Here is a 20574-nt window from a genome sequence, read left to right as displayed (position 1 = left end):
GAGCAGACGCCCGGGGACGAGGCCTGATTCCGAACCAGGTTCACGCGGGGCTCGGGCAACGCCAGCCCCCTGTCGGCGGCGCTCCGCGGAAACCTGTCCGACTGTCGGACCGGTTTGGACCCGGGCCGGGCGCGGAGACCTGTCCGACAGGCAGACAGGAGTGAAACCGCGTCGGGAGGGAGGTGCCCGCCGGAGGTGCTCCGCACGAACCTGTCCGACTGTCGGACAGGTTTGGACCTTGGCTGGGCGCGGAGGCCTGTCCGAAAGGCAGACAGGTCTGGAACCGCGCCGGGCGGGAGGTGCCCCGCAAGCGGTGCTCCGCACGAATCTGTCCGACAGGCAGACCGGTTTGGAACCAAGCTGGGCGCGGAGACCTGTCCAACAGGCAGACCGGTTTGGAACCACGTCGGGAGGGAAGTGAGCCTGCCCCGGCTCCGCGGAAACCTGTCCGACAAGCAGACAGGTTTGGGCCCTGGCCGGGCGCGGAGACCTGCCCGACAGGCAGACAGGTTTGGAACCGCGCCGCGCGGGAGGCGTCCCGCAAGCGGAGTCCGCACGAACCAGCCGACAGGCAGACAGGTTTGGAACCAAGCTGAGCGCGGAGGCCTGTCCGACAGGCAAACCGGTTTGGAACCGCGCCGGGCGGGAGGCGTCCCGCGAGCGGTGCCCGCACGAACCTGTCCGACTGTCGGACAGGTTTGGAACCTGGCTGGGCGCGGAGACCTGTCCGACGGGTAGACAGGTTTGGAACCGCGCCGGGCGGGAGGCGTCCCGCGAGCGGTGCCCGCACGAACCTGTCCGACTGTCGGACAGGTTTGGAACCTGGCGAGCGCGGACACCTGTCCAACAGGCAGACCGATTTGGAACCACGTCGGGCGGGGGTGGACCGCGAGCAGTGCTCCGCGGAAACCTGTCCGACTGTCGGGCCGGTTTGGACCCTGGCGGGCGCGGCAACCTGTCCGACAAGCAGACAGGTTTGGAACCACGTTGGGCGGGGGGCCCGCAGGCGGCGCTCCTCGGAAACCTGTCCGACTGTCGGACAGGTTTGGACCCTGGGGGGCATGGAGACCTGTCCGACTGTCGGACCGGTTTGGAACCGCGCAGGGCGGGAGGGGTCCCGCATGGATGTCCGGGCGCCTGGCGACAGGACAGCGCTTCGGATCCGTTCAAGGTCCTTTGCTGGATGCTTCCGGACTTCAGGTGACAGGTGCCGCACAGGGCTCCGTGGGTCGTTGGGCCCGCCTTTGGCCGCGTGAGAGACTTTCTCCATGGCTGAAACGCTGCCCACGGACGCAGCTCCTCCAGGCGGTCTGGACCGCCGCCGGTTCCTGACGTGGCTGGTGGCCTCGCCCACGTTGATGATCGCGGCGCGGTGCGGGCTCGACCTTCCCTCGGCCCAGGCCGCGGAAGCCCCGGCGCTGGAGGAGACGCCGCTCAACCTCTACGTCGCCGTCCGGACCGATGGGCGCGTCGTCGCCACCCTGCCCCGCACCGAGATGGGCCAGGGCATCACCACCGCCGTGGCCATGCTCGTCGCCGAGGAGCTCGACACGGGCCTGGATGCCGTGGACGTGTCCACCGCGGACGCGGATCCCCGCTGGCTCATCCAGCTCACCGGGCTGTCCTCGACGATGCGCTACCTGGCCGGCCCACTCCGCGCCGCCGCCGCGGAGGCCCGGGCACGGCTGGTCACCGCCGCCGCGCACCGCTGGCGGGTGCTGGCCCTCACCCTCACCACCGCGCAGGGCGAGGTCCGTGCTCCCGATGGCCGCCGGCTCGGCTACGGCGAGCTGGCGGAAGACGCCGCGCGCGTGCTGCTGCCGGAAGTCTCCCCGTTGCCGAAGTCTCCGAGCGAGTACACCGTCGTGGGTCAGCCCACGGGCCGTGTCGACGCACGGGCCATCGTCACCGGCGAGGCGCGGTTCACCCTGGACCTCGACATCCCGGGCGCGATGCCGACGGTCGTGGCGCGGCCTCCCACGCTGCGCGGCACGGTCCAGTCCTTCAATGCCTCCACGGCCCGCGCGATGCCCGGCGTGCTGGGCGTGGTGCAGCTCCCGTCAGGCGTGGCGGTGGCGGCCCGGACGTTCGCGCAGGCCTTCGCGGCTCGCGACGCGCTGCAGGTCACCTGGGCACCAGGGCCCGCCAGCCACCTCTCCGACGCCAACATCCGGACCCGGCTGCGCGACGCCATCGGGCCCCGGCCGCTGCCCCCGCTGCTCACGACGCGGGTCGTGGAGGGGCGCTTCGACTTCCCCTACCTCGCGCACGCGCCCATGGAGACGCAGAGCTGCGTGGCCCGCGTCACGGGCGACGTCGCGGAGGTCTGGTCCGGCGTGCAGGATCCGAAGTACGCGCGGAGCCAGGTCGCCGCGGCGCTCGGCTGGGCGCTCACCCCGCAGCGGGTCACCGTGCATCCCATCCGCGCCGGGGGTGGCTTCGGCCGGCGCTTCTTCACCGAGGCCGCCGTCGAGGCCGCGCTCATCTCGCGGGCGCTCGGGCAGCCGGTGAAGCTGATGTGGAGCCGCAACGACGAGATGCGCCAGGGCCACTACCGGCCCGCAAGCCACCACCGCATCCTCGCCTCGCTGGGCCCTGGTGGATCCATCCTCGGCTGGCATCACCGCGCCGCCATCCCCACCGTGGAGTTCCCCCACGGCTTCGGAGACCTGCTCACCTCGCTGCTCGGACAGGTCCTGCCGGACGTCACCAGCGCGGTGTTCTTCGCGCTGACCCAGCACGTCCCCTACCAGTTCGGCTGGGTCGCGCAGGAGCTGGCCGAGGTGCCGCTCCCCATTCCCACCGCCTCCTTCCGCTCCGTCTTCACCAGCCAGGTGGGCGTGGCCAACGAGGTCTTCGTCGACCAGCTGGCCCGCGAGCTCCAGCGAGACCCCGTGGAGCTGCGGCGCTCGCGGCTCACGTCCCGAAGGCTCAAGGCCGTGCTGGACCAGGTGGTGCTCGAAGGCGCGTGGGGACGCGCGCTGCCTCCGGGCGTCGCCCAGGGAGTCGCCGTGCTGGAGGAGTGGGACAGCGCCATCGCCCACCTCGTGGAGGTGGACGTCACCAGCGGCACGCCACGCGTGTTGCGCGTGGTCATCGCCGCGGACGTGGGCCTGCCCATCAACCCGAAGGGCATCGAGGCCCAGCTCCAGGGCGCCGCGCTGGACGCGATGTCCACCACGCTGAGCGCCGGGCTTCACATCGACGCGGGGGCCGTGCGCGAGGGCAGCTTCGCGGACTACCGGTGGCTGCGGATGAAGCACGCGCCCGCCTCCATCCAGGTGCACCTGGTGCGCTCCGATGACCGCGTGGGCGGCGTGGGAGAGCTGGGCTACCCCAGCGCGGCGGCGGCCCTGACCAACGCCATCGCCCGGGCGACGGGCACCATGCCCACCCGCTTCCCCATCCTCGACGAGGGAGCCTGACCATGCCGGCCCATTCATTCCTCCTCAACGGTCAGCCGGTGTCGGTGGAGTCGCCCGCGGACCTGCCCCTGCTGTGGGTGCTCCGCGACGTGCTGGGCGTCACGGGCCCCAAGTACGGCTGCGGCGTGGGCGTCTGCGGCGCGTGCACCAGCCACCTGGACGGCGAGGCCTTCCGTCCCTGCCTCCACCCCGTGGGCGAAATCGCGGGCCGCGAGGTGAGGACCATCGAGGGGCTGGCGGACGCGACCGGGCTTCACCCCGTGCAGCAGGCGTGGATCGCCGAGGACGTGGCCCAGTGCGGCTTCTGCCAGCCGGGGCAGATCATGGCCGCCGTCGCGCTGCTGCGGAAGAACCCCCAGCCGACCGACGCGGACATCGACGCGGCCATGAGCGACAACGTCTGCCGCTGCGGCACCTACGTCCGCATCCGCTCCGCCATCCACCGCGCCGCGCTGCTCTTGCGGAGCGGCGCGGCGCCTCGGGAAGGCTGAGCCGCCTACCGCGGCGCGGGCCGGAACCACGTGGGCTCGGCGCGGACCGTCGTGCCGCCCGTGAACATGCCTCCGGTGAAGAAGGCGTCCTCGAAGAAGTGGTACGGGTGGACGAGCTCCGGACGGCTGACGGCCTCCAGCCGCGCGGCCAACGCCGGAGGCAGCTGCACGTCGAGCGCATGCAGGTTCGCCTCCAGTTGCTCCAGCCGCGTCGCGCCGATGATGGTGGACGCCACGCCCGGCCGGCGCGTCACCCACGCGAGCGCCACCTGCGCCGGAGAGCGGTCCAGCTCCTTCGCCACCTCGCGCAGCGCGTCCACGATGGCCCAGTTGCGCTCGGTGAAGAGCTTCTCGAAGCCCGGGTTGCCGCCGCCCTGGATGGACGGCAGCCGTCCCTCGCCCTTCGCCTGCGTGCCCTCCCGCGTGTACTTGCCGGACAGGAGCCCCGACGCCAGCGGGCTCCACGGCGTGATGGACGCGCCCAGGGCGAGCGCCGCCGGGATGTGCTCACGCTCGATGTTGCGCTCCACCAGCGAGTACTCCAGCTGCAGCGCGGCGACGCGCTCCCAGCCCTCCGCTTCCGCCAGCGACTGCGCGCGGGTGAAGTACCAGGCCGGCACGTCCGACAGGCCGATGTAGCGGACCTTGCCCTCACGCACGAGCGCGTCGAGCGTGCGCATCACCTCGTCCACCGGCGTCATGCCATCCCACGCATGCAGCCAGTACAGGTCCACGTAGTCCGTCTTCAGCCGCCGCAGCGAACCCTCCAGCGCGCGGCGGATGTTCTTGCGGCCGTTGCCGCCCGCGTTCGGGTCCCCGGGTGACGTGTTGACGGTGAACTTCGTCGCGATGACCGCGCGGTCGCGGCCGCCGGTCTGCGCGAAGTAATCCCCGATGATGGCCTCGCTGGAGCCGCCCGTGTAGCCGTCCGCGGTGTCCAGGAAGTTGCCGCCGGCCTCCAGGTAGCGCGCGAGGATGCGGTGGGCGGTGTCCCTGGGGCTGCCCCAGCCCCACTCGGTACCGAAGGTCATGGTGCCCAGGCACAGCGGGCTCACGCGCAGGCCACTGCGGCCCAGCAGGTGGTACTGCGCCAGCGAATCAATGCGAGCGGTCGTCGTCATGGAAGGCTCCCTTGGCGTTGGATGCCCTCAAGGTGCCCTCCGGCAGCCGCGGGATGAAGACGCGGAACCCGCACAGACTGTTTAGACTTTCTTCGAAATGGCCCTGACGCCCCTCAATGCCCTGACCGTGTTCGTCACCGTCGCCCGCCGGCGCAGCTTCAGCCAGGCCGCGAAGGAGCTGGGCGTGTCCTCGTCCGCGGTGAGCCAGGCGGTGCGCCAGCTGGAGCAGAAGCTGGGGCAGGCGCTGCTCGCCCGCACCACGCGCAGCGTGTCCGTCACCGACGCCGGACAGCGGCTGCTGGATGAAGCCGCCCCGGGGCTCCAGTCCGCGCTGGCGGCGCTCGAGCACCTGGCCGCCGGGGACACGCATGAGGTGACGGGGTCACTCAACCTGTCGGTGCCCGCGTTCTCCGTGCCGCTCGTGGTGGAGCCGGTGCTGCCGCGCTTCCTCGCGGCCCACCCGCACGTGCGCGTGAACGTGTCCGTGCAGGACCGGTTCGTGGACATCGTGAAGGAGGGCTACGACGCGGGCGTCCGGCTGACAGAGTCCGTGCAGCGCGACATGGTCCAGGTGCGCCTCACACCGGCCTTCCGCTTCCTCGTCCTGGGCACGCCCGCGTACCTCGAACGGCACGGGACGCCCCAGCATCCCCGGGACCTGGCGAACCACGCGTGTCTGGGCTACCGCGCGCCTTCAACGGGGCTGCCCTACCACTGGGAGTTCGAACAGGCGCGCAAGGAGCTGACCGTGCCGGTGAAGGGCCCGCTCACGTCGGACAACGCCTCGCTGCTCTTGAACATGGCCTGTGAGGGCCTGGGGCTCGCCTACGTCTCGGAGCTCCAGGCCGCGCCCACGCTGCGCTCCGGCACGCTGCGGCCCGTGCTGGAGGACTGGGCACCGCTCGTCCCCGGCCTCTTCCTGTACTTCCCCCACCGGGCGCGGGCCTCGCGTCCCCTGCGGGCCTTCATCGAGCTGGCGCGGGAGCTGCTCCCCCGCCGCTGAAACGTGCGTGACTGCTCGACTCCCGCGCGGGCAGGCGGGCATGCTGCGCGCCGCTCAAGTCCCCCTCTCGCAGACTGTTATGGCGGGAGACGGGCCGGTCCCACACCGAAAGGACAGGAACATGGCGCAGCACGGACAGCGTGTCGGTCTCTTCATGGCGTTCGCGATGGCGGCGGCCCTCCTGGGCGCTCCCGCCCACGCGGAGGACGCGGCGAAGAAGCCCAAGGCTTCCGCTTCCGCGAAGCCGGACGCGGGGGTGGACGGCAAGGACGCGGGCACGGCCGCCACGCCGGAGAAGGACGCCACCGCGTCGCAAGGCGCGGGCCGCTGCACGGGCAAGGCGAACTTCTGTGGCGTCTTCTCCCAGGTGTACTGCAGCAGCCAGCCCGGCTGTGCCTACATGTTCGGGTCCAACATGTGCGGCGGCGTGGCCATCGCGTGCGAGAAGGCCACCAACGAAGCCTTCTGCAAGAAGATCAAGGGCTGCTCCTGGAAGTAGCCCTGAAGCAGGGGCCGCCCGCGTCAGTAGACGTACGGCGTCCTGCGCGCCCACTCCGTCTTGCCGTAGCGCTTGTGGAGCCAGGAGAAGGCCTTCTTCGCCTCCGGGGTGTTCTGGCCGCAGCCCCGCTTGCTGGAGCGGACCGCGCGGAACAGCGCGATGGGCGCTCTCGGGTCCTCCGGGTGCGCCTTCGCCCAGTCCAGCGCGACGTTGGAGAAGAAGGCGACGGAGGAGCCCGCCGCGTTGAGGGCCTTCCACTCGCTGGCGGCGTCCGCGCGCTCCTCCGGGCTCGCGACCGGCAGCGGCCCCGGAGTCCCCGGCGGGTCCTGGAGGTTCTCCAGTCCCGGCACGCACCACCCGTTCCGGTACCAGCTCAGGTCCTCGGTCAGGTCGAGCCGCGGTGAGACATCCGCCAGCCGGTCCCGGCCGGGCTGCAGCCTCGCGGAGACGGCTGGCAACCCCATGACGAGCAGCCGCGCGTCGAAGAGGCGCTCCTCCAGCGTGGGCCGCTTCACGATGGCCAGCAGCTCCGCGCGCGCCTTGGGCTCCGTCTCCGCGAGGGTGACGGCCTGGGCCTTGAGGGTCGCGTCGTCCCCCACCACGGCGGCGCGGGCGAACACGGTCCACGACAGCTGCCGGCGCAGCGCGGGGCTCACGCCTGGGAGCGCGGCCCACTCGCGCATCCGGCGCGTGGGGACCTGGGACTCCAGGTAGCGCGCCCGCGCGGGGCTGAGCCCCATCGCCACGGTCTCGGGCGTGGAGGCATTCCAGTCCTGATGAGGAAGCGCCTCCTCGTCGACCACGAGCTGGGCCGCGTTGCGCAGCGCCTCATCCCAGCTGTTCGCCAGGTGCAGCCGCTCCTCCCGCAGGAGGTTGTCCGTGGAGGCCTGGTCGCGCACCAGCGCCAGGGGGATGGCGTCCAGCCGCGCCCGGGCCTCCGCCACCTGTCCCCGCTCCCGCAGCAGCTGCACGGAGCGCCACGCGAGCGTCATGCCGGCGGGCGACTCCACCGGCACCGTCGCCGCGTCCGCGAGCAGCGCGGGCACCTCCGGCGCGTCCGCGCGAGCCGCCAGCAGCGCGAGCACGAGCCAGGGCAGGTGCGCGGTCTTCTTCCAGCGGGCCACGGCGGTCTCGAAGGCCTTCGCGGGCCCCGGCCCCATCGGAGCGCCGTCGTCGCCGTTGGGGGGAATGGACATGAGCTGGAGCCACTCGGAGAGCTCCGCCGCGCGAGGCTTCAGCCCCGGGCAGTTGAGCTCGTTGGCCTCCAGGCCGGCCCCTGTCGTGATGCCGGCCAGCTCCGACTCCAGCGCGGAGCCCGTCCCCTTCTCCAGCACTCGCGAGAACAGCTCGCACTGCCAGGTCCCTGGCGACAACTTCCAGCGCACGACGGACAGCAGGCGCCGCGCGGGCCCGTGGACCTCGCGCAGCTTCTTCTCCGCGAGCACCTTTTGAATGGCCTCTTCCGCCCGCCTGAAGCGCGCCAGCACGGCGTCGTCCACCTTCTGCGGGTAGCCCTCTCCCTGGGGGAAGGAGAACAGCGCCTCCCGCACGCGGGTGCGCGCCACGAGGTACGCCGCGAGGACGCGGTAGGGGGACTCCGGGGCGTCGGCGATGGCCTGGAAGGCCTGCGCCGCCGCGTCGAAGTTCCCGCAGTACAGGTGCATGGCCGCGGCCTGGTAGTCGCGCTCGGCCTGACGGCGGGCCTGCTCGCGGGGCGTCAGCGCCTCCACGAAGCCCGGCTCCGGTGCGTTCAGGGAACAGCCCTCACTGAAGATCCGGTCCTGGTTGCCCACCCACTCCAGCAGCAGCGCCGGGCGCTGCTTCCACTCCCGTGCGAGCGTGCGCGCGGTGCTCGCCGCATGCAGGAAGGCGTCGCCGTGGATGCGGGAGTACCGGGCGTAGCCGCTGTCCCCCAGGAACATCAGCTCGCGCGGCTCCAGGGCGGGCGCCACTTCCTTTCGGACGGCGCTCCACTGCTGGCTGGCCCACTCCGCGTTGGGCCCGTGGCCGTAGCGGCGCTCCGCGTCCTCCCACCCGGCCACCAGGTGCTTCTGCTCGGCCGCCGTGGTGGGAATGCCCATCATCGTGCGCCAGGCATAGGCGAGGTAGGGCAGGTCGTAGGTGCGGGGGATGACGCCCAGGCGCCCGGCGGCGAAGCTGTCGAAGGGCCGGTCGGGATTGTCGCTGACCTGGTAGCGGGGCCCGGGTGGGAAGTCCGGCCCGCAGGCGTCGGCGATGACGGGAGGCAGCAGGACCGCGAGGCCCACCAGTCCCAGGACTGTTCTTGCGTTCTTCATGACCGGGTCTCCGCCACGGCGCGAGCGAACGCGTCGGGCGTCCACGGCCGGGGGTTGAAGAGGTAGAGGGTCGAGACGCCGGGAGGCACGGGCCCCCACTCGTCCACCGCCAGGCCCATGCTGCCGGAGCACGGGGGCGGCAGGCCGCGCGAGAACCGCGCACGCCAGCGCGGGCCCTCCGGCCCCATGCGGAAGAGCTGCGGCACCACCTCATCCACGGGCGCCCGGGCAATCCAGCCGCCGGGCACGCACCACGACGCGAGCCCCGTGATGGACAGCGACAGGCCCGAAGGCAGGCGCGCGCGCAGCCGCTGGAGCAGGTCGACGTAGGCGTCGGACTCCGACGCGCGGGCATCGAAGTCGAGCTGCAGCGCCGTCACGTCATGGCGGCGCGCGAGCACGTCCAGGCGATGGGCCAGGTCCTCCAGGCGTTCGGAATCGAAGCGCGCGAGCGAGCTGCCCGGAACCATCTGCAACCGCACCGTGGCTTTCAACGCGACGCCCGGGGGAACACGCAGCGGCTGCCGGCGGTGCAGCACGTGGACGTCTTCATCCGTGAGGTCGAGCGTCGCGAGCAGGAACGCGACGTCCACCGCGCGGCCCTCCAGGAAGCGCAGGTCCTCCGGCCGCTCCCAGGCCCAGAGGACGAGGCGGGGCGGAGGCCCGGGTATCACCGGCGTGGACGCGGACAGCGGCAGGCACAGCAGCGCGAGGACGACGGTGGCCAGCAGGCCGCGCCGTGGGCCGGGTGCCGCATGCGGGAAGGAGCGTTCGGGGAGCATCGCGGCCAGGGAGCCACGGCCGGGCACCCTGCCCGGCCGACGCGGCGACATTTAGCAACCCCCGCGCCAGCCGCCCATGCTCCTCGCGGCATCTCCAGGACTACCCGGGAAGCCGTGGACAGCATGTCCACCGCCATGCTGAGTTTCGCGGCAAAGGCACGCATCGCCCGCCCTCCTCCCCGAGACGCCTGGCCCATGTCCTTCTTCGAAGTGCTCTCCCCGGTTCCACGGAAGATGGACATGGGGGGCGACCTGCCCCTGCGCTTCGAAACCCGTCCGCTTGTCGGACAGGTGGTGTGGCCGCTGCTCGGGTTCGTGCTGCTCGTCGTGCTCCCCGCGGCCTACGCGCTGGACCAGGGCCTGTCCCTGGCCCTGCTGCGCGAGCAATGGATGCTGCCGCTGGTGGGCGTCCTGGCCCTGTTCGTGACCGGGACGCTCATCGTGCGGTGCCTGACGACCCGGCTGGAGGTGGTGGTGACGGCGTCGGAGGTGTCGCTGCGCGGCGCCGGGGCCCTGCGCGCCTTCACCTGGAACGAGCCCCTGGACCACTACGTCAGCCTCGACTGCGAGCGGCGCCACCACCCGGACTGGATTGGCGCGCAGGACGAGTACGGCATCGCGCTGACGCACCGCAAGGACCCCGAGCGCAACGTCGTCGTGCACTGGGGCCGGGACTCCCGGCGCTTCGAGGACCGGCTCGCGCGCTACGCCCAGCTCCTCCGGCTCCCCGTCCGCCAGGAGCAGCGCGCGCCCGTCGCGCAGCCGCGCGTCGCCCGGCGTTGACCGCTCCCGCGTCCTCTTGCTCGACGAGGCGTCGCGTAAATGAATCCCCCGCCATCCTTCAGCTGGCCCCCGTGTATGCCCATCCGCCCGCCGCCGTGTGGAAGGCCCTGACGGACCCGGCGCTCCACGCGAAGGGGTGGGCCGCCGCGCCTTCGAGGGGATGAAGCCGGGCTGGCCGGGGGTGCTCGCACGGCTGGGAACCGCACTCGGCGTCTGACTGCCCGCCCCCTGACACGACCCGTGGACGCAAGGGGGGAACGCGGATACAAGGCCGCCCATTGGAGGCCGTCCCGTGAAGAAGCCCGCCCTCGTCACCGAAATCTCGAAGGAGTTCACCTTCGAGGCCGCGCACCGCCTGCCCAACGTTCCCGAGGGGCACAAGTGCTCGCGGGTGCACGGCCACAGCTACCGCATTGAAATCACCCTGCGCGGCCCGGTGCACCCGCACTTCGGCTGGATTGTGGACTTCGCGGAGCTGAACGCCGCCTGGCAGCCGCTGCACGCCCAGCTGGACCACCGGCTGCTCAACGACGTCCCCGGCCTGGAGAACCCCACGAGCGAGCTGCTGGCCGCGTGGCTCTTCGAGCGCGTGAGCGTGCCGGGCACCACCGTCGCCCGCATCCGCGTCGCGGAGACCTGCACGTCCTCGTGCACCGTCTACGCCGCGGAGGGCTGAAACCGCTTCAGCGCTCCACCTGTCCCAGGTTGGCGTGGAGGACCGCGCCATTGAGGACGGGGGTGGTGGCGCAGGTGTAGAGCACTCCGGCGATCTCCTCCGGCGTGATGAGCCGTCCGAAGGTCGTCATCCCCGCCACGCTCGCGCGCACGGCGGGGTCCCCGCCCAGGTGCTCCCGCAGCATCTCCGTGTCCGTGAAGCCCGGGCAGACGGCGGCGGTGTGGACCTGCGTCCCCGCCAGGTCCTGGCAGGTGGCCCGCATCATCCCGATGAGCGCGTGCTTCGTCGTCACGTAGGACGCCACGCCCTTCACGGCCTTCTCCCCCAGCGTGGACGACACGTAGAGCAGCGACGAGCCGTCCGTGAGCAGCGGCCGAGCCAGCCGGTTGAGGACCAGCGGGGCCACGATGTTGACCTCCAGCACGCGGCGCAGGTGGTCCGCGTCCATGGTCAGCGCGTCGTCGTGCTCGTAGAGGGCGGCGTTGTGCACGACGCACAGGCGCCCCGGGCCCAGGGCCGCGCCGTCGCGCAGCGCCGCCTCGACCGCGGGCTCCCAGCCCGGCACGGCCAGGTCCACCCGCACGTTGACGACGTCCGGCACGGTGCACGGGCCGCGCGCGACGTTGATGACGCGCCAGCCCTCCTTCCGGAACCGCTCCGCCGCCGCCCGCCCGATGCCCCGGCTGGCGCCGGTGATGAGGACCTGATCAGGCATCGCGCTTCCACTCCCAGGAGGCCCACTGTCCGGGGCCCGAAGCGCACTTCACCACCAGCCCGGTGATGTGGTCGCGGGCCATGCCGCTGCCGTCTCCCACCAGCCCCTCGCCGAAGACGCGCGCCAGCTCCTCCAGCGACACGTTGGCCACCGGCAGCACCGTCACGTCGCGCGCCAGGAAGCGCAGCTCCTCGCCGTTGAAGTGCGCCACGTGGTTGCCCTGCGCGTCGCGCTCCAGCCGCAGGTGCTTGGAGTGGGCCGGCAGGAAGAAGGTCTCATTCCAGGCCTTGCAGCGGGCGATGATGGCCTGCTTGAGCGGACCGTAGTCCGAAAGCAGGCCGTCGTCGGCCACCTCCCCCGTCAGCGCGACGTAGACGGAGAAGTTGTGCCCATGCAGGTTCTCGCGGTGCGTGGCGGAGAAGATGGTGAAGTGCCCCGCGGAGAACTTCATCTCTTCTTTATGCAGCTCGAGGGTCGTGGTGCGCGGCGCCATGGCAGGCCCCAGGCTTAGCACCCGAGGCCAAGCCCGGACTAGAAGAGGAAGTCCGTGGTGAGGAAATCCGACTCTCTGCGGGTCAGGATGGATTGGACGAGCGACGTGTTGTCCGGGGTCGTCTTCGTGGCCACCAGCGTGCGGATGGAGAACACCCGCAGCGCGTCCGCCACGGACAGCGTCCCTTCCGCGGAGTCCTTGCGGCCGTTGAACGGGAACGTGTCCGGCCCGCGCTGGCACTGGCAGTTGAGGTTGATGCGGCCCACCTGGTTGGAGAACGCGTCAATGAACCGGCCAATGCGCGCCGAGTCCTTGCCGAACAGGCTGAGCTGCTGGCCGAACTGCGACTCCACCACCAGCCGCACGGCCTCCGCGTCGTCGTCGAAGACCATCACCGGCACCACCGGGCCGAACTGCTCCTCGGTGGCCAGCCGCATGTCCTTCGTCACCGGGTACACCACCGTGGGTGAATAGAACGACCGCGACGCCTGCCCGCCCGTCTGATTGACCACGCGGGCGCCCTTCCCCACCGCGTCGTCCACCAGCCCCTGGAGGTAGGTCCCCTTGCCCGGCTCCGGCAGCGGCGTGACGGCGACGCCCGGGTCCCAGGGCATGCCGGGCTTGAGCTTGTCCACGGCGGCGGTGAACTTCGCGAGGAACGCGTCCACGATGTTCCGGTGCACCACCAGCAGCTTGAGCGCCGTGCACCGCTGGCCGTTGAAGGACAGCGTGCCGGTGATGCACTCCTTCACCGCGTTCTCCAGGTCCGCGTCCTCCAGGATGATGGCCGGGTTCTTCGCGTCCAGGCCCAGCACGGACTTGAGGCGGTGCGGGCGCGGGTGCATCCGCTTGAGCTCGCTGGCGCCCTTGTTGGTGCCGATGAAGGCGAACAGGTCCACCTGCCCGCTCTCCATCAGCGCGCCCACCGTCTCCCGGCCGCGGCCGTAGATGATGTTGATGACGCCGGGCGGGAAGCAGTCCCGGAACGCCTCCAAGAGCGGGCGCACCAGCAGCACGCCGAACTTCGCGGGCTTGAACACCACGGTGTTGCCCATGAGCAGCGCGGGGAACAGCGTGCTGAAGGTCTCGTTGAGGGGGTAGTTGTACGGCCCCATGCACAGGGCCACGCCCATGGGCGCGCGGCGGATCTGCGCCATGATGCCCTGGTCCTGGACGAAGCGGGACGAGGTGCGGTCCAGCTCCTTCAGCGCGCGGATGGTCTCCACGATGAGGTCCACCGTGCGGTCGAACTCCTTCTCCGAGTCCGGCTGCGTCTTGCCAATCTCCCACATGAGCAGGTTCACCACGGCGGTGCGCTGGGCGCGCATGGCGGTGAGGAAGCGCTCCACGTGCTCGATGCGCTCGGCGACCTTGAGGGAGGGCCAGACGCCCCGGCCGGAGTCGTAGGCCTTCACCGCCGCCGCCAGCGCGTCCAGGGACTCGCGCGAGGTGAGCAGCGGGGTCGCGCCAATGACCTTCTGCTTCAGCCCTTCGGGGGTCCGGACGAACACGGGGCTGGCCACGGGGTTGAGCTCACCCGCCCAGGTGCGCAGCTCGCCTCCCACCAGGTACTCGCGCTGCTCCAGGTATGCGGGCAGCCGCACGCCAGGGGGAATCTGCTCTTCGGAGGGAAAGAGGGTGTCGAGTGCCGTCATGGACGGCCTTTCTAATCAGACACCCCGTCCCCGGCACGATTTCCCGTCATGATGAAACCATGATGAGGAGACGAGCCCCCCATGCGGTTCGATGCGGGGCGCATCTGGATGATGGCTCCACCCTGATGCGCAAGAGGTGGTCCATGCTGAAGTCCCTCCTGAGAAGTGCCCTGCCCCTGCTGCTGATGACGTCCGCCCAGCCCGTGCTGGCCCAGCCGGACGCGGGCGCCGTCGGCAAGAGCGTCATCATCGGCACGGTGATTGCCACCGAAACCAAGAAGCCCCTGGCGGACGTGGTCGTCACCGCGACCTCGCCGAGCCTCCAGGGCGAACAGACGGTGGTCACGGACGCCCAGGGCAACTACCGCATCCCCCAGCTTCCAGCGGGCCACTACACCCTGCGGTTCGAAAAGGAGTCGTACAAGCCGCACGTCCGCACGGAGCTCCAGCTGCTCCTCAACCGCACCATCCGCGTGAACGTGGAGATGCTTCCCGACAGCTTCTCGTCGTCGGAGCCCCTCGTTGGCTCGCCGCCCACCATCGACGTGGGCGCGTCGAACGCGGGCGTCAACGTCGACCAGGAGTTCATCAAGCGCATCGCGGTGGCGCGTCCGGTGGGCAAGGGTGGAGCGACGCGCAGCTTCGAGTCCCTGGCGGAGCTTTCTCCGGGCGCCCAGCCCGACCAGTACGGCGTGTCCATCAACGGTCCGACCGGGCCCGAGAACGGCTACTTCGTGGACGGCCTGAGCACGAACACCCCGGCCTCCGGCATCAACGGTTCAGGCACGTCCGCGCCTGAAGGCGGCTACGTGGTGGACGGCCTGAGCACGAACAACACGGCCCTCGACGGCGACCCCTACAGCCGGAACGACCGCGCGCGCGCCCCGTCCTGGGCCCTGCCGTACATGCACATCGTCGTCCCGGACGGCACGCCGCAGACGACGTACCGCGCGCCCCAGGCCTCGGCGGTCCCCACGCCGCAGCCCGCGCCGGAGCGCACCGTGGCCCCGAAGGGCCAGCGCTTCTTCGACATGTACTTCAAGGGCTACGGCGTGAACCCCACCGTGGACACGGAGGAGGAGCGCTTCTCCACCTTCTCCGTGGACACGGACACCGCGTCGTACACCCTGACGCGCGCCTACCTGGAGCGCGGCGCGCTGCCGGACGAGCAGGCCGTGCGCGTGGAGGAGTTCGTCAACACCTTCGACTACGGCTACGCCAACGCCCCGGACGCCCCCTTCAGCGTGAACGTGGAGGGCTTCCCCTCCCCCGCGCGCAAGGGCTACCAGGTGGTGCACATCGGCGTGAAGGCGCGCGACGTGAGCGCGGCCCAGCGCAAGCCGGGGCACCTGGTCTTCGTCATCGACGTGTCCGGCTCCATGGACATGGAGAACCGGCTGGGCCTGGTGAAGCGCTCGCTGCGCCTGCTGGTGGACGCGCTGGATGAGCGCGACTGGGTGTCCATCGTCGTCTACGGCAGCGAGGCCCGTTCGGTGCTCGCCCCCACCAACGCCACGCAGAAGGCCACCATCCTGGGCGCCATCGACAGCCTCCACTCGGAGGGGTCCACCAACGCGCAGGCCGGCATGGAGCTGGGCTACACGCTGGCCGCGAGCCAGATGGTGAAGGGCGGCATCAACCGCGTCATCCTCTGCTCGGACGGCGTGGCGAACAACGGCATCACCCACGCGGACGGCATCTGGGAGCGCGTGAAGGAGCGCGCGGCGGCGGGCATCACCCTGTCCACCGTGGGCTTCGGCATGGGCAACTACAACGACGAGCTGATGGAGCGGCTGGCCCAGGTGGGTGAAGGCAACTACGCCTACGTGGACAAGCTGGAGGAGGCCCGCCGCATCTTCGTGCAGAACCTCACCGGCACGCTCCAGGTGGTGGCCAAGGACGTGAAGCTCCAGGTGGAGTTCGACCGCAAGACGGTGGCCCGCTACCGCCTCATCGGCTACGAGAACCGGCTGCTCACCAGGCAGCAGTTCAACGACGACCGCGTGGACGCGGGTGAAGTGGGCGCGGGCCACGCCGTCACCGCCCTCTACGAGGTGAAGCTGCGCGACCCGGAGCAGACGAACTTCGGCACGCTGCGCATCCGCTACAAGGCCCCGGAAGGCGGCAGCTCCCGCCTCATCGAGAAGGCCATGCCCGTGACGCTCCTGCGTCCGGCCTATGAGAAGGCCGCCTCCCCCACCCGCCTGTCCTACGTCGCCGCCGCCTTCGCGGAGAAGCTGCGCGGCTCCTACTGGGCACGGCCGCTCACCTACGACGCGCTCGTGTCGCTGTGGGAGGAACTGGGCACGCCGCTGAAGGCACGCCAGGACGTGGTGGAGCTGGGTGAGCTCATCCGGCTGGCGAAGAAGCTGGACCGCCGCGAGGACCGCTTCGAGTCCATCGCCCCGGTGCGCACCATGGACGCCGACCGAGTCCCCACCCTCAAGTAGGGACGTCCCGGATGCCGCGCAGGCTGCTGCCCACCCTCGTCGCCCTCGTGCTCGGCCTCGCCGGGCTCGGGGTCGGCCTGGGCTATCTCCACCGCATCTTCGCCGCCGAACGCGAGGATGCACGGGCCTCGCTCCGCTCGCGGCGCGAGGCACTGGAGCAGTACGCCCGCGCGTCGCTGGGGCAGGCGCTGCGCGAAGGTCTGGAGGCGGCGCGCGGCACGCTGGCGGCGGCGAAGGAGGATCCGTTGGTGGCCACGCCGGGGCTGTACCTGCGGGAACAGGGGGAGCAGGTCCTGCCCCGGCTGGCGCAGTTCGACACGGCCGGGGACGCGCCCGCGAAGGAGCGCTACGCCAGGCTGCGCGCGGGCACGGAGGTCGCGGACGAGGACGAGGGGCCGTGGAAGGAGCGGCTGGAGCGGATGGCGCTGGTGGAGCAGGCGCTGAAGGCGAAGGACCGGAAGGCCACGCTGCTGTCGCTGATGGCGCTGCTCCAGCACCGCGCCCGCTTCGTGCTCGCGTCCACGCGAGACCTGCCGTCGCTGCTGGTGGTGCTGGAGGACGTGGCGGCGCGGGGCGACGTGGTGCCGGACCTGATGCAGGCGCTGGTGCGCGACGGGCTCGTGGATGGCCAGGGCGGTGGGCGGCTGGAGGGCTTGCAGCGGCTGCTGCTGCTCAAGCGCTCGCGCTTCACGCCGGAGGACTTCGACTTCCTGCGCGCGAAGGTGGCGGCGCTCTCCACGCGCGTGGGTGTGCCGGTGGCGGACTTCGAGGCGCGGGCGCGTGAGCTGGCCGCGACGCCGCTGTCACTTCCGGAGGCCGTGCTGGAGCCGATGCTCACGCGGTCCGGCTGGTACCTGGAACCGCTCCAGGGGGGCGACGTGCGCGGGCTGGCACTGGACCTGCCCGGCCTCCTGGCGGGGCTCACGCGCGAGATGCGCGAGCGCGGCCTGCTGGAGGCGGACGGACGCGTGGCCCTGCCGGACGAGGCGCCCGTGATGACGCTGGCGTCGCTGCCGGTGGCGGTGGAGTCGTCCGCGTGGACGCGGGGCGAGGAGGCGCTGGAGAGCCGCTACCGGCTCAAGACGCTGATGCTGGCGCTGTGCGCGGCGCTGGCGCTCATCATCGCGGCGCTGGCCTTCGTGGCGCAGCACCGCAAGTACCGCTTCCTGGAGCTCAAGAGCGACTTCGTGGCCACGGTGTCGCACGAGCTGCGCACGCCGCTGGCCTCCATCCGGCTGCTCGCGGAGACGCTGGAGTGGCGGGTGGCGGAAGGCGCCGACGCGAAGGACTACCCCGCGCGCATCATCCGCGAGGCGGACGGGCTGGGCTTCCTGGTGGAGAACCTGCTGTCCTTCAACCGCATCGACAAGGGGCGCTGGGTGCCGAAGCTCGCGCCGGTGCGCCTGGACGAGCTGGTCTCCAACCTGCGCCGGGACCTGGAGTCCGGAGCGCCGGTGCCGGTGGAGCTGACCGCGGACGTGGACGCGCGCGAACTGAACGCGGACGCGCAGCTCCTGCGGCTCCTCCTGGCGAACCTGGCGCGCAACGCGTGCGCGTACAACACCCGCAGCCCCGTGAAGCTGCACGTCCAGACGCTGCCCGGAGGGCGCGTGCACTTCACGGACAACGGCACCGGCATCCCGAAGGCCGAGTGGGAGCGCGTCTTCGGCGAGTTCTACCGGCTGTCCGGCCGCGACGGCCGCGAGGTGCCCGGCAGCGGGCTGGGGCTCGCGCTGTGCCGGAAGATTGCCCGGCTGCACGGAGGCACGCTGCGCGTGGCGGCCTCCAGCCCCGAAGGCACCACCTTCGAGCTGACCCTTCCCGAGTACCGACCAGAAGCCCGGAGCACCGCATGACCACCGCCGCCCCCACCGTCCTCGTCGTGGAGGACGACCCGAACCTGCGGCTCGCGCTGCGAGACAACCTGGAGCACCAGGGTGGCTATGCCGTGGAGGAGGCCGCCACGGTGAAGGAGGCGCGCGAGCAGCTGTCCCGCCGCGACTTCCAGCTCATCCTCCTGGACGTGATGCTGCCGGACGGCGACGGCTACTCGCTCTGCCGCGCGCTGCGAGAGGAAGGCCAGGAGATGCCGGTGCTGATGCTCACCGCGCGCACACTGGAGGAGGACGTGGTGCGCGGCTTCGAGTCCGGCGCGCAGGACTACCTGGGCAAGCCCTACCGGCTGCGCGAGCTGCTCGCGCGCGTGGGCGCCCACCTGAAGCGAAGCGGCGGCGTCGTCCCCACGAAGCTGCTGCGCTTCGCGGGCTACAGCGTGGACCTGGACCGGCGGCGGGTGGAGACGCCGGAGGGCGCGGAGGTAGAGCTGACGCGCAAGGAGTTCGACCTGCTGGCCTTCTTCCTGAAGGAGCGCGAGCGGGCACTCAAGCGGGACGAAATCCTGGACGCCGTGTGGGGCACGGACGTGGTGGTGGATCCGCACACCGTGGACAACTTCGTCTCCAGCCTGAAGCGAAAGCTCAAGTGGACCAGCGCCTCGCGCTTCTCCATCCAGACCGTGCGCGGCGTGGGCTACCGGATGGAGGTCGAGCGATGAAACTCCTGCCGATCCTCGCGTTGTTGCTGACGTCTGCCCCCACGAGCAGCGCCCGGTCCGACAGCGCCATTTTTGGCACCGTCATCGACGGTGTCACCCGGAAGCCCATGGGGGACGTGGTCGTCAGCTTGACCTCGCCCTCCCTCCAGAAACCAGAGGAGGTCACGGTCACGGACGCCCAGGGGAACTTCCGCATCCGGCACCTGCCGCCAGGGCAATACACGCTGCGCGTCGAGTATGTGGATTACGGCCTGTACCAGCGCGAGGGCCTTCAGCTCCGGGAGGGGCGCTCGCTCCGGGCGCGTGTTGAACTGGTTCCGGCTCCGGACTTTCCCACCATGGAGTTCATTCGCAGGCCCTGAAGCCCGCTTGTCAGTTTCACCGAGCGCTTCCTGACGCGCTGAATCATCCCTTCCCCGCCTTTCAGGGTTCCCCTGATTGACTGAATAGCCGTGTCCTGATTAAGGATCTCCCGGCGACTTTCTTCTCCAACGAAAGAAAGTTTCCCCAGGAGATACGGATGCGTGCCCTGAAGTTCCTTCTCATGCCGGCGCTGGCGGCCACCCTCCAGGCGTGTGGCCCCGAGCCCCTGAGTCCCGAAGCGCCCGTGTCCCTCCCCGAGGCTCCGGGCACGAGCCAGCAGGACGTCCGGCTGTCCATCAAGAACGCGGACCCGTCCATCCTCCGCGTGGACAGCACGTACATCTCCGTGGAGTCGGACGGCGCGCGGCTCTATGTGCGGATGGCGTCCTCGGTGGACGCGCTGGCGGGGGCCGCGCGGCAGCAGGTGTGGGGCAACCCCCAGGGCCTGGGCGAGGTCTGGGCGCCGGAGCTCGTCCGGGACGGCAGCACCTACGTCATCTACTTCGCGGCCGGCACGGGCAGTGGCCACCGCATGTACGCCATCACGTCGTCGTCGCCCAACACCGGCTACTCCGCGGCGGTGCGGATGGCGCTGCCCGGCGACAAGTGGGCCATCGACGGCACGGCGTTCACCTACCGGGGCCAGCGCTGGTTCGTCTGGTCCGGCTGGGAGGGCGACACCAACGGCGAGCAGACGCTCTACATCGCGCGCATGGCCAGCCCCACCACCATCACCGGTGGCCGCTACGTCATCTCCCAGCCCCGCGAGTGGTGGGAGAAGGTCGACGTCAATCCGCCCACGCGCGTCAACGAGGGCCCGGAGGCCATCATCGACCCGAGCGGCCAGCTGCACGTCGTGTACTCAGCCAACGGGAGCTGGGGCACGAACTACTGCATGGCGGACCTGCGCCTGCGCCTGGACGGCGACCCGACCTATGTCTGGGATTGGTTCAAGTCCAACGGCTGCCTCTTCGGCTCGCGCCGCGACATCATGATGAGCGGCTGGGACCCCACGCTCTACACGAAGGGCGTGGGCCACCACACCTTCGTGCTGCTCAACGGAGACATCAACACCAGCCCGCCCGCGGGGCCCAGGTTCCCGCTCTCCTTCCACGGCGTGCCCAACGCGGACAACCCCAACCCCTTCTGGTCCGGCCGCTACTGGTACTCCGGCACGTTCCAGTGGTGGGGAAACGTCACGTACACGCGCGGCAGCGTCAGCAACACGGGCTGGAGCCTGAAGTTCTACGAGTAGCACCCACCGAGA

General features: G+C 70.9%; 17 protein-coding genes. 11 read left to right on the top strand and 6 right to left on the bottom strand.

Annotated elements, in window-relative coordinates:
• Positions 1-1268 precede the first annotated feature (1268 nt).
• Both NR792_RS34310 and NR792_RS34305 read left to right on the top strand, forming a co-directional pair.
• Positions 1269-3425, top strand: coding sequence for a molybdopterin cofactor-binding domain-containing protein (locus NR792_RS34310; RefSeq protein WP_375756920.1), 2157 nt, complete (start codon positions 1269-1271; stop codon positions 3423-3425).
• 2 nt (positions 3426-3427) lie between these two features.
• Complete coding sequence (locus tag NR792_RS34305; protein WP_375756919.1) at positions 3428-3916, top strand: (2Fe-2S)-binding protein; 489 nt, start codon at positions 3428-3430, stop codon at positions 3914-3916.
• A gap of 5 nt (positions 3917-3921) precedes the next feature.
• Here NR792_RS34305 and NR792_RS34300 read toward each other — a convergent pair whose 3' ends face one another.
• Positions 3922-5037, bottom strand: a complete 1116-nt coding sequence (locus NR792_RS34300) for an aldo/keto reductase (RefSeq protein WP_375756918.1) — start codon at positions 5035-5037, stop codon at positions 3922-3924.
• A gap of 97 nt (positions 5038-5134) precedes the next feature.
• Between NR792_RS34300 and NR792_RS34295 the strand changes: the two genes are divergently transcribed.
• Together NR792_RS34295 and NR792_RS34290 are read left to right on the top strand one after the other, a co-directional pair.
• On the top strand, positions 5135-6040 hold the full coding sequence (locus tag NR792_RS34295; protein ID WP_375756917.1) for a LysR family transcriptional regulator: 906 nt from the start codon (positions 5135-5137) through the stop codon (positions 6038-6040).
• A 121-nt stretch (positions 6041-6161) separates the two neighbouring features.
• The gene (locus NR792_RS34290; RefSeq protein ID WP_375756916.1) at positions 6162-6539 is read left to right on the top strand and encodes a hypothetical protein; all 378 of its coding nucleotides are present in this window, start codon (positions 6162-6164) and stop codon (positions 6537-6539) included.
• A gap of 23 nt (positions 6540-6562) precedes the next feature.
• Here the strand turns inward: NR792_RS34290 and NR792_RS34285 are convergent, their stop codons facing one another.
• Positions 6563-8836, bottom strand: coding sequence for a hypothetical protein (locus tag NR792_RS34285; protein WP_375756915.1), 2274 nt, complete (start codon positions 8834-8836; stop codon positions 6563-6565).
• Positions 8833-9618 (bottom strand): DUF3142 domain-containing protein, encoded by a 786-nt coding sequence (locus NR792_RS34280; protein ID WP_375756914.1) that lies wholly within the window; start codon positions 9616-9618, stop codon positions 8833-8835. The genes NR792_RS34285 and NR792_RS34280 overlap by 4 nt, the downstream gene beginning before the upstream one ends.
• A gap of 195 nt (positions 9619-9813) precedes the next feature.
• On the opposite strand from NR792_RS34280, the gene NR792_RS34275 reads away from it, so the two are divergent.
• Both NR792_RS34275 and queD read left to right on the top strand, forming a co-directional pair.
• Positions 9814-10401, top strand: coding sequence for a hypothetical protein (locus NR792_RS34275; protein ID WP_375756913.1), 588 nt, complete (start codon positions 9814-9816; stop codon positions 10399-10401).
• A gap of 292 nt (positions 10402-10693) precedes the next feature.
• Positions 10694-11077, top strand: coding sequence for a 6-carboxytetrahydropterin synthase QueD (gene queD / locus NR792_RS34270; RefSeq protein ID WP_375756912.1), 384 nt, complete (start codon positions 10694-10696; stop codon positions 11075-11077).
• A gap of 7 nt (positions 11078-11084) precedes the next feature.
• Here the strand turns inward: queD and NR792_RS34265 are convergent, their stop codons facing one another.
• The 3 genes from NR792_RS34265 to NR792_RS34255 are packed head-to-tail and all read right to left on the bottom strand — an operon-like array spanning position 11085 to position 13940.
• Positions 11085-11792 (bottom strand): SDR family NAD(P)-dependent oxidoreductase, encoded by a 708-nt coding sequence (locus tag NR792_RS34265; protein WP_375756911.1) that lies wholly within the window; start codon positions 11790-11792, stop codon positions 11085-11087.
• On the bottom strand, positions 11785-12285 hold the full coding sequence (locus NR792_RS34260; RefSeq protein ID WP_375756910.1) for a 6-pyruvoyl tetrahydropterin synthase family protein: 501 nt from the start codon (positions 12283-12285) through the stop codon (positions 11785-11787). Before NR792_RS34260 ends, NR792_RS34265 begins: the two co-directional genes overlap by 8 nt.
• Positions 12286-12323: 38 nt before the next feature.
• Positions 12324-13940: an NADP-dependent glyceraldehyde-3-phosphate dehydrogenase gene (locus tag NR792_RS34255; protein ID WP_375756909.1), complete on the bottom strand. Its 1617-nt coding sequence runs from the start codon at positions 13938-13940 to the stop codon at positions 12324-12326.
• A 185-nt stretch (positions 13941-14125) separates the two neighbouring features.
• On the opposite strand from NR792_RS34255, the gene NR792_RS34250 reads away from it, so the two are divergent.
• The 5 genes from NR792_RS34250 to NR792_RS34230 all read left to right on the top strand — a co-directional run bounded on the left by NR792_RS34250 (position 14126) and on the right by NR792_RS34230 (position 20562).
• Positions 14126-16390, top strand: a complete 2265-nt coding sequence (locus tag NR792_RS34250; RefSeq protein WP_375761743.1) for a von Willebrand factor type A domain-containing protein — start codon at positions 14126-14128, stop codon at positions 16388-16390.
• An 11-nt stretch (positions 16391-16401) separates the two neighbouring features.
• Positions 16402-18246, top strand: a complete 1845-nt coding sequence (locus NR792_RS34245; protein WP_375756908.1) for a sensor histidine kinase — start codon at positions 16402-16404, stop codon at positions 18244-18246.
• Positions 18243-18944 carry a response regulator transcription factor gene (locus tag NR792_RS34240; RefSeq protein ID WP_375756907.1) on the top strand — a complete coding sequence of 234 codons (702 nt, stop codon included), beginning with the start codon at positions 18243-18245 and terminating at the stop codon, positions 18942-18944. The genes NR792_RS34245 and NR792_RS34240 overlap by 4 nt, the downstream gene beginning before the upstream one ends.
• A complete protein-coding gene (locus tag NR792_RS34235; protein ID WP_375756906.1) occupies positions 18941-19306 on the top strand; it encodes a carboxypeptidase-like regulatory domain-containing protein in 366 nt (121 codons plus the stop codon). Before NR792_RS34240 ends, NR792_RS34235 begins: the two co-directional genes overlap by 4 nt.
• A gap of 158 nt (positions 19307-19464) precedes the next feature.
• Entirely contained in the window at positions 19465-20562 is a 1098-nt protein-coding gene (locus tag NR792_RS34230) for a glycoside hydrolase family 43 protein (RefSeq protein ID WP_375756905.1), read from the top strand.
• The last annotated feature ends 12 nt before the right edge of the window (positions 20563-20574 follow it).

The sequence above is a fragment of the Corallococcus exercitus genome (genome assembly GCF_042231735.1).
Lineage (GTDB): Bacteria > Myxococcota > Myxococcia > Myxococcales > Myxococcaceae > Corallococcus > Corallococcus exercitus_B.
Note: the sequence above shows the minus strand (reverse complement) of the source record. Positions and strands in the feature narration are given on the sequence as shown.

Bases quoted from the DNA above. Each gene is read 5' to 3' on its own strand.
- NR792_RS34275 (WP_375756913.1), top strand. From the start codon at position 9,814: ATGTCCTTCTTCGAAGTGCTCTCCCCGGTTCCACGGAAGATGGACATG.
- NR792_RS34245 (WP_375756908.1), top strand. From the start codon at position 16,402: ATGCCGCGCAGGCTGCTGCCCACCCTCGTCGCCCTCGTGCTCGGCCTC.
- NR792_RS34285 (WP_375756915.1), bottom strand. From the start codon at position 8,836: ATGAAGAACGCAAGAACAGTCCTGGGACTGGTGGGCCTCGCGGTCCTG.
- NR792_RS34250 (WP_375761743.1), top strand. From the start codon at position 14,126: ATGACGTCCGCCCAGCCCGTGCTGGCCCAGCCGGACGCGGGCGCCGTC.
- NR792_RS34310 (WP_375756920.1), top strand. From the start codon at position 1,269: ATGGCTGAAACGCTGCCCACGGACGCAGCTCCTCCAGGCGGTCTGGAC.
- NR792_RS34235 (WP_375756906.1), top strand. From the start codon at position 18,941: ATGAAACTCCTGCCGATCCTCGCGTTGTTGCTGACGTCTGCCCCCACG.
- NR792_RS34260 (WP_375756910.1), bottom strand. From the start codon at position 12,285: ATGGCGCCGCGCACCACGACCCTCGAGCTGCATAAAGAAGAGATGAAG.
- NR792_RS34230 (WP_375756905.1), top strand. From the start codon at position 19,465: ATGCGTGCCCTGAAGTTCCTTCTCATGCCGGCGCTGGCGGCCACCCTC.
- NR792_RS34240 (WP_375756907.1), top strand. From the start codon at position 18,243: ATGACCACCGCCGCCCCCACCGTCCTCGTCGTGGAGGACGACCCGAAC.
- NR792_RS34305 (WP_375756919.1), top strand. From the start codon at position 3,428: ATGCCGGCCCATTCATTCCTCCTCAACGGTCAGCCGGTGTCGGTGGAG.
- NR792_RS34300 (WP_375756918.1), bottom strand. From the start codon at position 5,037: ATGACGACGACCGCTCGCATTGATTCGCTGGCGCAGTACCACCTGCTG.
- NR792_RS34290 (WP_375756916.1), top strand. From the start codon at position 6,162: ATGGCGCAGCACGGACAGCGTGTCGGTCTCTTCATGGCGTTCGCGATG.
- NR792_RS34280 (WP_375756914.1), bottom strand. From the start codon at position 9,618: ATGCTCCCCGAACGCTCCTTCCCGCATGCGGCACCCGGCCCACGGCGC.
- NR792_RS34265 (WP_375756911.1), bottom strand. From the start codon at position 11,792: ATGCCTGATCAGGTCCTCATCACCGGCGCCAGCCGGGGCATCGGGCGG.
- NR792_RS34295 (WP_375756917.1), top strand. From the start codon at position 5,135: ATGGCCCTGACGCCCCTCAATGCCCTGACCGTGTTCGTCACCGTCGCC.
- NR792_RS34255 (WP_375756909.1), bottom strand. From the start codon at position 13,940: ATGACGGCACTCGACACCCTCTTTCCCTCCGAAGAGCAGATTCCCCCT.